Origin of the sequence: Streptomyces sp. LX-29 (assembly GCF_029541745.1) — a bacterium.
In the GTDB taxonomy this organism is placed as follows: Bacteria; Actinomycetota; Actinomycetes; order Streptomycetales; family Streptomycetaceae; genus Streptomyces.
Genome location: NZ_CP089746.1, coordinates 919,380 through 931,900, shown reverse-complemented (window position 1 = coordinate 931,900; position 12,521 = coordinate 919,380). Strand labels below are relative to the sequence as shown.

General features: G+C 75.0%; 7 protein-coding genes and 2 pseudogenes. 3 read left to right on the top strand and 6 right to left on the bottom strand.

Annotated elements, in window-relative coordinates:
* Positions 1-8 precede the first annotated feature (8 nt).
* Positions 9-395 (top strand): DUF742 domain-containing protein, encoded by a 387-nt coding sequence (locus LRS74_RS04115; RefSeq protein ID WP_144382674.1) that lies wholly within the window; start codon positions 9-11, stop codon positions 393-395.
* Entirely contained in the window at positions 376-972 is a 597-nt protein-coding gene (locus LRS74_RS04110; protein WP_277739688.1) for an ATP/GTP-binding protein, read from the top strand. The genes LRS74_RS04115 and LRS74_RS04110 overlap by 20 nt, the downstream gene beginning before the upstream one ends.
* 232 nt (positions 973-1,204) lie before the next feature.
* Here LRS74_RS04110 and glpK read toward each other — a convergent pair whose 3' ends face one another.
* The 4 genes and pseudogenes from glpK to LRS74_RS04090 all read right to left on the bottom strand — a co-directional run.
* Positions 1,205-2,737, bottom strand: a complete 1,533-nt coding sequence (gene glpK / locus LRS74_RS04105) for a glycerol kinase GlpK (RefSeq protein WP_277739687.1) — start codon at positions 2,735-2,737, stop codon at positions 1,205-1,207.
* A 1,052-nt stretch (positions 2,738-3,789) separates the two neighbouring features.
* Positions 3,790-5,184: pseudogene (locus LRS74_RS04100) on the bottom strand (GGDEF domain-containing protein); the annotation flags it as partial.
* 243 nt (positions 5,185-5,427) lie between these two features.
* Positions 5,428-6,741: a lipid-transfer protein gene (locus tag LRS74_RS04095; protein ID WP_347178191.1), complete on the bottom strand. Its 1,314-nt coding sequence runs from the start codon at positions 6,739-6,741 to the stop codon at positions 5,428-5,430.
* 399 nt (positions 6,742-7,140) lie between these two features.
* A pseudogene (locus LRS74_RS04090) lies at positions 7,141-7,548 on the bottom strand (zinc ribbon domain-containing protein); the annotation flags it as partial.
* Between the two features lie 308 nt (positions 7,549-7,856).
* Here LRS74_RS04090 and LRS74_RS04085 point away from each other — a divergent pair.
* Entirely contained in the window at positions 7,857-8,807 is a 951-nt protein-coding gene (locus LRS74_RS04085; RefSeq protein WP_347178094.1) for a M15 family metallopeptidase, read from the top strand.
* Between the two features lie 15 nt (positions 8,808-8,822).
* Here LRS74_RS04085 and LRS74_RS04080 read toward each other — a convergent pair whose 3' ends face one another.
* Together LRS74_RS04080 and LRS74_RS04075 are read right to left on the bottom strand one after the other, a co-directional pair.
* Positions 8,823-9,386: a hypothetical protein gene (locus LRS74_RS04080; protein ID WP_277739686.1), complete on the bottom strand. Its 564-nt coding sequence runs from the start codon at positions 9,384-9,386 to the stop codon at positions 8,823-8,825.
* A gap of 97 nt (positions 9,387-9,483) precedes the next feature.
* Positions 9,484-12,351: a glycoside hydrolase family 31 protein gene (locus LRS74_RS04075; RefSeq protein ID WP_277739685.1), complete on the bottom strand. Its 2,868-nt coding sequence runs from the start codon at positions 12,349-12,351 to the stop codon at positions 9,484-9,486.
* Positions 12,352-12,521: the final 170 nt, after the last annotated feature.

Sequence of the window (12,521 nt, the reverse complement as noted above, 5' to 3'; positions counted from 1 at the left end):
GAGGTGACATGACGGAGACCGCGGAGGGCTGGTTCGACGACGCGGCGGGACCGGTGGTGCGGCCGTACGCGATGACGCGGGGCCGCACCCGCAGTGCCGCGGAGGGCAAGCTCGACCTGATCGCCGTCGTCGTCGCGGACCGGGTGGACACCCGGTCCGTCGCCGACCAGACCCTGTCCCCGGAGCACATCGACATCGTCGATCTCAGCCGGGACACCCCCCTGTCCGTCGCCGAACTGGCCGCCGAGCTCGACCTGCCCGTCGGGGTGGTCCGCGTGCTCATCGGCGATCTGTTACACGCGGAGCTGGTGCGCGTGTCCCGGCCCGTTCCTCCGGCGGAACTGCCGGACGAGAGGATTCTGCGCGAGGTGATCAATGGTCTACGGGCACTCTGACTGGGCGGGCCGTGCTCCGGTCGTCGAACCGGTCACGCTGAAGATCCTGGTGGCGGGTGGGTTCGGGGCCGGGAAGACGACCCTGGTGGGCGCGGTGAGCGAGATCAAGCCGCTGCGCACGGAGGAGCTGCTCACCGAGGCGAGCCGCCCCTTCGACGACACCGTCGGGGTGGAGGGCAAGCGCACCACCACCGTCGCCATGGACTTCGGGCGCATCACGCTGCGCGAGGACCTCGTCCTCTACCTCTTCGGCACGCCCGGGCAGGATCGTTTCTGGTTCCTGTGGGACGAGCTGGCGACCGGTGCCCTGGGCGCGGTGGTCCTGGCGGACACCCGACGCCTGGAGGACTGCTTCGCCGCCGTCGACTACTTCGAGCGGCGCGGCATCGCGTTCACGGTCGCCGTCAACTGCTTCGAGGGCGCCGACCGCTACCCCGAGCAGGCGGTGCGCGACGCGCTGGACCTCGACCCGGTCACCCCGGTCGTCATGTGCGACGCCCGCGCGCGGGAGTCGGTCAAGGAGGTGCTCATATCGGTGGTCGAGCACGCCATGATGGTGTCCGCGACGAGGCGCTGACCGCGCGGCGCCGCGCCGCGGAAACGTCGCGCCGGCCACGGGCCGGGATGCCGTTCGGTGTCGCGCCGGCCACGGGCTGGGATCGCCGTCCGGGCGTCACACCGGCCACGAGGCTCAGTTCGCCGTCCGGGCCGGCAACCCGGCAGGGATCGCCGTCCGGGGGTCACACGGCCCGTACCCCGCCGTCCGGGGTACGGGCCGCGGTCCTACGCGGGCGCGCGGCCGCCCACGGTCACGCCCCTTCCTCCTGCCAGCCGAAGGACCGCTCCACCGCCCGGCGCCAGTTGCGGTACTCCCGCTCACGCGCCTCGGCCGGCATCCGCGGCGTCCACTCCGCCGCGCGCCGCCAGTGCGACCGGAGCTCGTCGAGGTCCCGCCAGACGCCGGTGGCCAGTCCGGCCGCGTACGCGGCGCCGAGACAAGTGGTCTCGGCGACCACCGGACGGATCACCGGTACACCCAGCACATCGGCCTGATGCTGCATCAACAGCCCGTTGGCGGTCATGCCGCCGTCGACCTTCAGCGAGGTGATCCGCACCCCGGAGTCCTCGTACATCGCGTCGACGACCTCGCGCGTCTGCCAACTGGTGGCCTCCAGTACGGCCCGCGCCAGATGCGCCCTGGTGACGTACCGCGTCAGCCCGGTGATCACGCCCCGCGCGTCCGCGCGCCAGTACGGGGCGAAGAGCCCGGAGAACGCCGGGACGACGTACGCGCCGCCGTTGTCGTCCACGCTCGCCGCGAGCGACTCGATCTCGTCGGCGGACCGGATGATGCCCAACTGGTCGCGGAACCACTGCACCAGCGCCCCCGTGATCGCGATCGAACCCTCCAGGCAGTACACGGGGGCGTCGCCGTCGAGCTGGTAGCCCAGGGTGGTCAGCAGCCCGTGGGTGGAGGGGACCGGCCGCTTGCCGGTGTTCAGCAACAGGAAACTGCCGGTGCCATAGGTGTTCTTGGCCTCGCCGACCCCGTAGCAGGTCTGCCCGAAGACGGCGGCCTGCTGGTCGCCGAGCGCGGCGGCCACCGGCACGCCGGCGAGCGGCCCCACCGCCGTGCCGTACACCTCGGCGGAGGACCGGATCTCCGGGAGCACGGTCTCCGGGATGTGCAGGGCGGCGAGGATCGAGGCGTCCCACTGGAGGGTCTCCAGGTCCATCAGCAGGGTGCGGCCGGCGTTGGTCACGTCGGTGACGTGCACCCCGCCGTCGGGACCCCCGGTGAGGTTCCAGATCAACCAGGAGTCGATGGTGCCGAAGGCGATCTCGCCCAGTTCGGCGCGGCGTCGCAGCCCCGGCACGTGCTCCAGCAGCCAGGCGATCTTCGGGCCGGAGAAGTAGCTCGCCAGCGGCAGCCCGGTGGCCTCCCGGAAGCGGTCCTGACCGTCCCGGCCCGCTAGCTCCGCGCAGAGCGCCGCGGTACGGGTGTCCTGCCAGACGATCGCGTTGTGCACCGGCTTGCCCGTCGACCGGTCCCACAGGACGGTCGTCTCCCGCTGGTTGGTGATGCCCAGCGCGGCCAGCTCGTCGGCCCGCAGCCCCGCCTTCGCCAGCGCGCCGGCCACCACGGCCCGCACCTTGGACCAGATCTCGGTGGCGTCGTGCTCCACCCAGCCCGGCTTGGGGAAGATCTGGCGGTGCTCACGCTGGTCGACGGCGACGATCCCGCCGTCCCGGTCGAAGATGATGCAGCGGCTCGAGGTGGTGCCCTGGTCGATCGCGGCGACGTGGCCGGCGGTCCGACCCGTGCGCGTGGACTGGCTCATGACGGCTCCTTGGACCTTCGCCCGGGTGCGTCGTCCCGGCGCTCCGTGCTGGTCGTGTGCGAGCGTGCGCGGGCCACGGGGTCGCCGGTGAGAGGAGGACGGCCGAATGACCGCCGGCGGCACGGACGGGCCCGCGCGCGGCGATGCCGACTGACAACCGAGAAGTGTTGTCCGGCGGTGTGGGGGCGTCAAGGACGTCGACGGCAAACCGGCGTCTCCGTCTCACGGGACCGGTCGAGCGTCCCGTCTCAACCGGGCGCGTGGGCCCGGCACGGCGCGTCCGTCGGACGGCTCGGCCCCGTCGGCCTGACGGCCCCGGTCCGTTCAAGGCGCTCGGCGGGCTCGACGGCCGGAACCGGCACCACCGGAGCGGCGTCCCTGCGGTCCTGTGGCGGGCCGGGGTCCTGTGGCGTGCCGGGGGCAGGTGGGAACGCGGCGAAGGCGGACGGGGACGTGGCGGAGGGGAACAGGGAGGTGGCGGAGGCGGACGGGGAGGTGGCGGCCGAGGGGGCGGGGGAGGCGACCGAAGGCGCGGCGGGGGTGGTCGTCGGGGACGGGGTGGTGCTCGGACCGGGTACGCCGCCGGCCGGCCCGCGCCGCACCTCCTGACGGGACGAGCCGGGGCGTGCCAGGACCCAGCTCGTACCGGTCAGCGACTTGGCGCTCTTCTTCAGCGGGGCCAGGCAGGCCGCGGCCTCATGATGGTCCGCCACGCTCCCCGGCGGGCACACCAGGGTGGCGAGGGACAGGGTGACCGGGAGCCCGCCGGCCGACCAGGGCCCGTCCAGCACCCGCGCGGCGATGGCGGCGAGCCCACCGACACCGCCGTACGCGCCGGGCCGCGTGGGCAGGTCGCCGTCGGCGTGCGCGTCGCCGTTCGCGCGGGCACGGGTTGCCGTCTCGGCAGGCACGTCAGACACGTCGGCCCGGTCGGCCCGGCCGGTCCCATCGACGCGATCGGTCTGTTCGGTCCGGTCGGCCCGGTCGACGCGATCGGTCTGTTCAGCCCGGTCGGTCTGTTCGGTCCGGTCCGGGCCCTCGAAACCCGAGGTGTCCGTCAGCACCAGGAAGTCGTCCCCGCCGATGTGGCCGACCCGGGCCGCGCGGTGACCGGCCGCGGCCTCGCTGAGGGCACGTCCCACGGCCCGGATGAGCTCGTCCCCGGCGGCGAACCCGGCCCCGTCGTTGACCTGTTTGAAGCCGTCCACGTCCAGCCAGCTCAGCGCGAAGCCGTGACCGTCCGCGATGCGCCGGTCGACCTCCGCGTTGACGGTGTCCGAACCGGGCAGCCGGGTCAGCGGATTGAGCCGCACCGCCTCCTCGACCCGGGATTCGGCCAGCGCCCGCACGATGTCGGCGAGGTGCACCACGCCCACGCAGTGGCCCGCCGGGTCGACCACCGCCACGTCGTCGCCGGTGCGGGCCCGTTCATCGGCGGCCACGACGTCGAGGACCTCCCAGGCCGTGGCGTGCAGCGGCACCGTTCGGGGCGAGTCGGCCAGCCGGGTGGCGGGCCGGTCGGCGTAGAGCGCGTGGCCGTACCTGCTGGACAGGGACAACAGGAAGCGGTCACGGTGCACCGCGCGCGTCGGCTGCCCGTCGGGGTCGACGAGCACCACGCTGGAGATGCCGGGCGAGCCGGTGAGCAGTGCGTGCACCTGCCCCGCCGACGCGGTCAGCGGGAGCAGCGCGGCGGGCTGGACGAACTGCGCGATGCGCGGCCCGGCGGGGTCGGGCACGGCCGCCACGCGGGTGGGGACGGCCGGCTGGAAGACATCGGTGACGGGACGGCGCGCCGGGGGTGCGAAGAGGTCGCCCTGGGCGAGCTGCGCGCCCGCGTCGCGGACGGCGGCGTACTGCCGTTCGGTCTCCACCCCCTCCGCCGCGAGCAGTCCGCCGAAGCCGTCGCACAGCCGCCGCACCGCGGCGACGACGGCGCGGCACCCGGGATCCCGGGGCAGCCCGGCGATGACCGAGGGGTCGAGCTTGACCAGGTCCGGGGCGAGCCCGGTGAGCAGCCGCAACGGCAGGTCGCCGTCGCCGACGCCGTCGGCGCTGATGCGGTAGCCGGCGGCACGCAGCCCCCGCACGGCCGCCAGCAACTCCTCGGCCGGGACCGGGGTGAAGGGCGGACCGACGTCGAGCGTGATCTCCCAGGGTCGGCGCCCGGTCTCCTCCACGGCCTGGCTCAACGGCCGCAGTCGGGGCAGTTCGGCGACGGTCGTCGCGAAGACGTTCACATGGAGCGGCAGCAGCGTCTCCTGCCGGGCCGCGGCGCGCACCGCCAGCGCGGCGAGTTCGGCGTCCAGCTCCGGGTCCCGGCGTGCTCGGGCGAGGACGTCCCCGGACTCCGGCCGGGCGAGGATCTCCAGCGCGGTGACCGACGCTGTCGTGAGGTTCACGACGGGCTGGTAGGCGAAGCGAAGATCTTCCGTCCAGGAGCGCACGGAAGCAGGATGGCCTCTCACGGCCGGTCACGGGAGAGGGTTCACGCGGAGTTCACGCGGCTTTCCGCAGCGCCGGCGGTGCGCACGGGAGCGTTCGCCGGAGCGTGTCGCGTACCCCGCGCGCGGCCACCGCGCGGGCGGGGCTGCGCCCTCCTCTCGCCCGCTCCGCCCGGGACCGCGATGCCCCCCCACGTCGGCCGTCCCCCGGGCGCCCACGGCTCCCGGCAGGCCGTGGGTGCCGCGCTAGACCGCCACGACGACCGCCGCGCCGTGGCCGAACAGCCCCTGACACGCGCTGAGCCCGACCCGGGCGCCGGCCACCTGCCGTTCGCCCGCCGCGCCCCGCAGCTGTCGGGTGAGCTCGCAGACCTGGGCGATGGCCTGGGCGGGCACCGCCTCCCCGAAGGAGGCCAGCCCCCCACTGGTGTTGACCGGGACGCGGCCGCCCAGGGCCGTCGCGCCGCTGTGCAGCAGCCGCGCGCCCTCGCCCGGGGCACACAGCCCCAGGGCCTCGTACCACTCCAGTTCCAGGGCGGTGGAGAGGTCGTAGACCTCCGCCAGCGACAGGTCCTCGGGGCCCAGACCGGCCTCTTCGTAGGCGGCCCGGACGAGGGAGGCCCGGAAGCCCTCCGGCGACCGCGCGGACGAGCGGACGGACTCCACGGCCCCGCTGTCGGGCCCCGCGCCCATGGCAACGGGGGGCGTGGGCGCGGCGCCGGCCCGCGCGGGCGCGAGGGCAGGGGCCACCGCCGGGGCGTCGGGCGGCGGACCGGCGGGGGTCGTGGCCGTGGTCGAGTCGGTGGCGAGGTCCGGCAGGTCGAGCTCGGTACGCGGATAGCGCGGGGTGACGGTGGAGACCGCGCGGATACGGACCGGGCGTGCCACGCCGTGCCTCCGGGCGAAGTCCGCGGTGGCCAGCACCAGCGCCGCGGCCCCGTCGGAGGTGGCGCAGACGTCCAGCAGCCGCAGCGGGTCGGCGACGACGGGGGAGCCGGCGACCTCCTCAGCGGTCACGCGCCGGCGGTAGCGCGCGTAGGGGTTGGTCGCCCCCGCGGCCGCGTTCTTGACCTTGACGCGTGCGAAGTCCGCCGGCGTATCGCCGTACACGGCCATCCGCCGCCGCGCGTAGAGCGCGAAGTAGGCCGGGTTGGTCGCGCCGAGGATCCGGAAGCGCAGCCAGTCCGGGTCCTCGGGGCGATCCCCTCCGGCGGGTGCGAAGAAGCCCTTGGGCGCGGCGTCCGCGCCGACCACCAGCACCACGTCGGCCAGCCCGGACAGCAACTGCGCGCTGGCGGCGGCGATGGCCTGGGCGCCGGAGGCGCAGGCCGCGTACACACTGGCGACCCGTGCCCCCTGCCAGCCCAGCGCTCGCGCGAAGGTGGCGCCCGCCACGTGTCCGGGATAGCCGCCGCGCACGGTCTGCGCACCGATGACGGACGGGATGGCGGACCAGTCGAGTCCGGCGTCGGCGAGCGCCGCCCGCGCCGCCACGACGCCGTACTCGGCGAACGGCCGCCCCCACTTGCCCCAGGGGTGCATGCCGACACCGAGCACCACGACCTCCCCGCGGCCGTCAGCCCGGTCGGCCCGGTCGGCCCGGTCGGCCCCGTCGGCGTCGCCGACCCGCCCCCGAGTGCTTCCCACGCCCTCCTCGGATCCGATCCGTATGCCTGCCGCAGGCCGGCTCCGTGAGCTCTCCTCGGACCCGCTCCGTGCGCCCTCCTCGGGCGCGGCCCGTGCGCCCGTCCCGGGCTCGGTCTCCCCGTCCGGGCGCGGCGGGGTGGGCGTGGCCGCCGGGGCGGTCCGGAGGAGGTCGTCCGCCCGCGGCGCGACGGGCGGCTCGACGGGCCCCTCGGCCCGCGCCTCGCCTCCGGCCCGCGCCTCGCCTCCGGCCCGCGGCTCGCCTCCGGCCTGCGTCCGGGTCCGCGGCCGCGTCGGCGGACGCGGCTCACGCGTCGGACGCCAGTGCCAGGTGGTCCAGTCGTGGTCGGCGTCCTCGCGGAGGACGCCGGGGACGAGCTCCACCTCCATGCCGACGGACAGTCGGCCCGTCTCCAGCCCCGGCACCCCCTGACCGAGGACCACCATCCCCTCGGCGGCCAGCTCCACCGCGAGCAGCGTGTACGGCTCCCAGGGCCGGCCGGCCTGCCACGGGTACGGCGCGGGCGGTCGGTAGCGCCCGTCGGTGTACGACCACACCCGCCCTCGCCGGGAGAGCGGCACCTCCTCCGGCGCCGCGGCCCCGCAGTCCGGGTTACGGCAGAAGGCGTCCTCGCGCGGGAAGAAGACCGCCGCGCACCGCCGGCATCGCGTCCCCAGCAGCCGGAAGCCCGTCGCGTCCTCGGCGAACCACCCCGGCACCACCGGCTTCCGCCCCTTCGGCACAGTGGACCTCCCGTCGTCTGACGAGCCGTCAGAAGATGACGAGTGTACGAAGGCCGGCGAGGAGCGAACAGGGGGCAACCAGCGACGGGCCTCGTGCGTCCACATGAGCGTGACCGGTTGACCGGGGCTCACGGGGGTGGCTCCGATCGACCGGTCACCCCTCCCGCCGTCGCCCGTAGGGCCCCGTCGGTGCCACCGTCGCCCGACGGCGCCGGTCAAGCCGGCGGCGGCAGCCGGCGGCCGTAGCAGCCGGTCAACCGTTCGGCTCGTTGGGTAGGGAAGGGGTCATGAGACGACCCTCCTCCTGGCTGTCCATCCGGCTCTCCTCTCGGCCGTACCGGCTCCGCGGCCTGACCGTCGCGGGCGCCGCCCTCTGCGCCACGGCCGTCACGGCCCTCACCACCGTGACGGCTGTCCCGTCGGCGGCGTCGGCGGTGCCCTCGCGCTCCGCGGCGTCGGCGGGGTCCTCACCTTCTGCACCTTCCGTGCCTTCCGCAGCCACCGCCCCGGGCCGGGCCGAGTCGGAGCCGAAGGCCCCCGACGGGTTCGTGGCCCTGCGGTCCACCGACCCGACCATCCTCCAGGACATCAGGTACGTCACCCCGCACAACTTCATGGGGGTGCCGGTGGACGGCTACCGACAGCCGGTGTGCATCCTCACCCGCCCCGCCGCCGAGGCGCTGCACCGGGCGCAGCGCGAGCTGCTGCGCCGCGGCTACTCCCTCAAGGTCTACGACTGCTACCGCCCGCAACGCGCCGTCGACCACTTCGTGCGCTGGGCGAAGGACCTGGACGACCAGCGCATGAAGGCGGAGTTCTATCCGCGGGTCGACAAGTCGAGGTTGTTCCTGGACGGCTACATCGCGGAGAAGTCGGGGCACAGCCGTGGCTCCACGGTCGACCTCACCCTCGTGAGGCTCCCGGCCAAGCCCACCCGGCCGTACATCCCCGGCGAACCGCTCCGCCCCTGCCACGCCCCGCGCGCCGAGCGGTTCCCCGACAACTCCGTGGACACCGGCACCGGCTACGACTGCTTCGACACCCTCGCGCACACCGACGACCCGCGCGTCCAGGGCGAGCAGCGCGCCCACCGGACGCTGCTCAAAAGCACCCTGGAGCGGCAGGGCTTCGTGAACCTGCCCGAGGAGTGGTGGCACTTCACCTACAAGCCCGAGCCCTTCCCCGACACCTACTTCGACTTCCCCGTCTCCTACCGCTCCCTCTTCCCGCGCGGCTAGCCGCCGCCGACCGCCTCAGCCGGCGATCTCCCGGCGTATCGCCCTCAGCTCGCGGGTCGCGGCCGGCAGGTCGCACAGCTCGGGATGGGCGGGGGCGTCCTCCCAGAACGCGTACAGCTGCCCCGATCGAGTCCAGGCCAGGACGTCGACGATCCGCGTGAACGGCGACGGAGCGTACGCCGGGACCGGATCCTCGTCGTCCGCGAGGTCGCCCGCACGCAGGTCCCGTCCGGTCCGCAGGCGTAGCCAACCCGCCGCCGCGAACGCCGACTGGGCCACCAGGCCCCGCTCCCGGTCCTGATCCTCGGAGAACGCCAGGCCCAAAATGATCAGTGCCTCATAGAGCGCGTCGGCGTCGGTCGGCTCCCCGGCGGCCGCCGCGCGGAGCGCCCGCACCACCCCCGCGCTCGACAACGCGGGTTCGTCGCTGATCTCCTCGTCCTCCCGCTCCGCGCGATCCAGCAGCGGGGCGATCAGGCCGTAGAGGGCGGCGAGCCGCTCCCGCGGGTCCAGGCGACCGGCGAACTCGTCGATGTCGCACAGCAGTTCCGAGTAGTCGCGGTGGGTCGTCTCCGTCATACGAACCTGGATAGCACGGGGCACCGACATCGCCGCCCGACACGTCCGCCCCCTCACCTCACCCGGCCCCGAGACCTCGCTCCGCGCGGGCCACCGGCTAGCCGCGCACGCGGAAGGGGTACGTCACCTCCTGTGACCCCTGCTGCTCCACCACCACGTCACCGCCCCGCAGCCGGGTGGTGAAGCGGGCGACGGTCGGCGGCTCCCAGCCGTCGCCGGAATCCGTGATCAGCATCCCGCCGCCGGTGCGCCCCGGGGCAGGTGTCCACACCTCCAGCTCGACCCCGCCGTCCGGCCCCGCCACCGGCACCACGGAACCGGCGCGGGCCAGCACCGGGACCCGCGCCAGCGGGGCGTCCAGCCACACCCGGCCCGGACCCTCGTACGCGCGGCCGGTCGCCGTGTCGTACCAGCGGCCGCGCGGCAACCGCACCGCACGCCGCTCCACGCCCTCCTCCAGCACCGGCGCCACCAACAGCGAGTCGCCGAGCAGGAACGCGTCCTCGCAGTCCCGCAACGCCCGGTCCTGCGGCCACCGCCACCACACCGGGCGGGCGTACGGGGCCCCGGTGCGCCGCGCCACGTGCGCGAGGGTGACGAAGTACGGCAGCAGCCGTCGGCGCTCGCGCAGCGCCGCGGTCGCGTGCTCCAGCACCCGCGGACCGAACTCCCACGGCTCGCGCCGCCCCGCGAAGACCGCCGAGTGGGTACGGAACAGCGGCAGGTACGAGGCCAGCTGGAACCAGCGCAGATACAGCTCAGGAGAGGGCGAGCCGGTGAACCCGCCGACATCCGGCCCGGAGTACGGCACTCCGCACAGTCCCAGCCCCAGCACCAGCGCCAGCGAGGCGCGCAACCCCGCCCAGCCGGTCGCCACGTCCCCGGACCAACTGCCGCCGTAGCGCTGCATGCCCGCCCAACCGGAGCGGGAGAACAGGAACGGGCGCTCCGCCGGACGCAGCTCGCGCAGCGCCTCGTACCCGGCGCGGGCCATCGCCAACGCGTACACGTTGTGCGCCTCGCGGTGGTCGCCGCCGTGCCCCTCCAACGCGTGCCGGGCCGAGCGGGGCAGCGTCGGGTCGCCGAAGGCCGCGAACGACACCGGCTCGTTCATGTCGTGCCAGAAGCCGGAGAACCCCTGAGCCAGCCGCTCCGGATACAGCCCGCCCCACCATGTGCGCACCCGCGGATCGGTGAAGTCGGGGAAGACCGCCTCACCCGGCCACACCACGCCGCGCACCACGCGGCCGCGCGCGTCCCGCACGAACGCGTCCGCCGCCACTCCGGCGTCGTACGTCTCGTTGCCCGGCTCCAGCTTCACCGCCGGGTCGATGATCGACACCAGCTGCACCCCCTCGGCGCGCAGCTCCGCCGCCAGCCCCGGCAGATCCGGGAACCGCTCGGTGTCGACGGTGAACACGCGGTGACCGCGGTAGTGGTCGATGTCCAGGTGCAGCGCCGACAGCGGCAGGTCGCGCTCCCGATAGCCCGCCACCACCCGCCGCACCTCGCGCTCGTCGCCGAACCCCCAGCGCGCGTGGTGGTAGCCCAGCGCCCAGCCCGGAGGGACCGCCGGCGCGCCGGTCAGCGCCGTCCAGCCGTGCAGCACCCGCGCCGGGGTGCCCACGATCACCCAGTAGCGCAGCGGCCCGCCGTCCATGCGCACCTGACAGGCGCCCGGACGGTCGTGGCCCGAACCCGCGCCCTCCTCACCCTCGCGCAGGGTGACCACGCCGTCCCAGCTGTTGTCGTGGAAGACCAGATGGGTGCCCGCGTCCGCCACCACCAGCTGCACCGGCATCGTCAGGTACAGCGGATCGTCACCCGGCTCGAAGCTGCCGCCCGGGTCCGTGTTCCAGAGCCGGTACGACCCGTCGCGCAGCCGCGGCCCCCGCGACCGTCCGCCCAGCCCGAAGAACCGTGCGTCCGCCGCCACCTCGGACCGCTGCACCCAACGCGCCCGCCCGGCCCCGCCCTCGACGGCAGCCCCGACGTCGGAGCTCGCACCGGTTTCGGCGGCCTCACCGGTTTCGGCGGACGCGTCGGTTTCGGCGGACGCCGGGGCGTGACCGGCGTCGGATCCGGTGGTAGCCCCCGCGCGGTCGTCGGGCACGGCACCGGGGTCCACCACGCTCCCCGCGCGGTCGTCATGGGCGACAGCCGTACGCCCGACGGCCCCCGGACGGTCGCCCCGCGCCTCGTCCGCTTCCGCGTGGTGCCTCCGTGTTCCGTCGCCTTCCGCGCGGTCGCGGCTCTCTATGGCCTCCCCCACGCGGGCCTCTCCCGCGCGGCGGCCGTCCCCCACCGCGACCGGATGCCGGCGGCGCACCGTCGCCTGTTCCGTCGCGCCGTCGGCGGCCCCGGCCGCGCGGCCCGCGCCGGTCGTCGTGCCCTCCGCGCGCCCGGCCGACACGCCCCCACGCGCGGTCGCCGCCTCCGCCCGGTCGGTCGGCCGGTTCGCCCGCCCGACGGATCGACCCGTCCGGCCCGCCGGGACGTCCCCGGCCGGCTCCCACCATCGCGGCGGCAGGTCGCGGCGGAGCACCACGCCGCCGGGAGTGCGGACCTCGACCGCGCCGAGCCGGGAGACGACCACCGTGACCCGCTCGGAGACGACCCGCCAGCCCCCGTCGGTGTCGGGCTCCAGAACGGCCCGCTCGTCCGCGTCCGGGCAGGGACCCGCGAGGGCGTACGAGGGTTCGGGGCCGGCGCCGTCCCAGCCGCAGAAGACGGCGCCGCCCGCGGCCACCCGCACCCGCAGCGTCGACCGCGCGAATCGCACCACCCCGCCACCCGGCGCGGGCTCCGCCGTCAGCGCCACCCCCGGAACCCGGGCGCGCTCCGGGCCGTGAGGCGGTAGTCCGACCGCGTCGGCGCGGCTGCGCCGCCACGCCGAGCGCACCGAACGCAGTCCTTGAGCCGTCCCAACAGACCTCACCGTCCGAACCAGGTCACGCGCATCCATGCTGCTCAGCCTGCCATTGCCGAAGGGCGGACCGTGCACCGTTCAGCTCCCGTTCACCCACGGGTAGCGCACATCGCGCCATGTCTCCCTGTGTGGCGGCGGCCCTGGTGTGTGCGGTGATCGCATGGCATCGTCTGGCTGAGCCGCGTCAGCAGCACACCCCGCACATG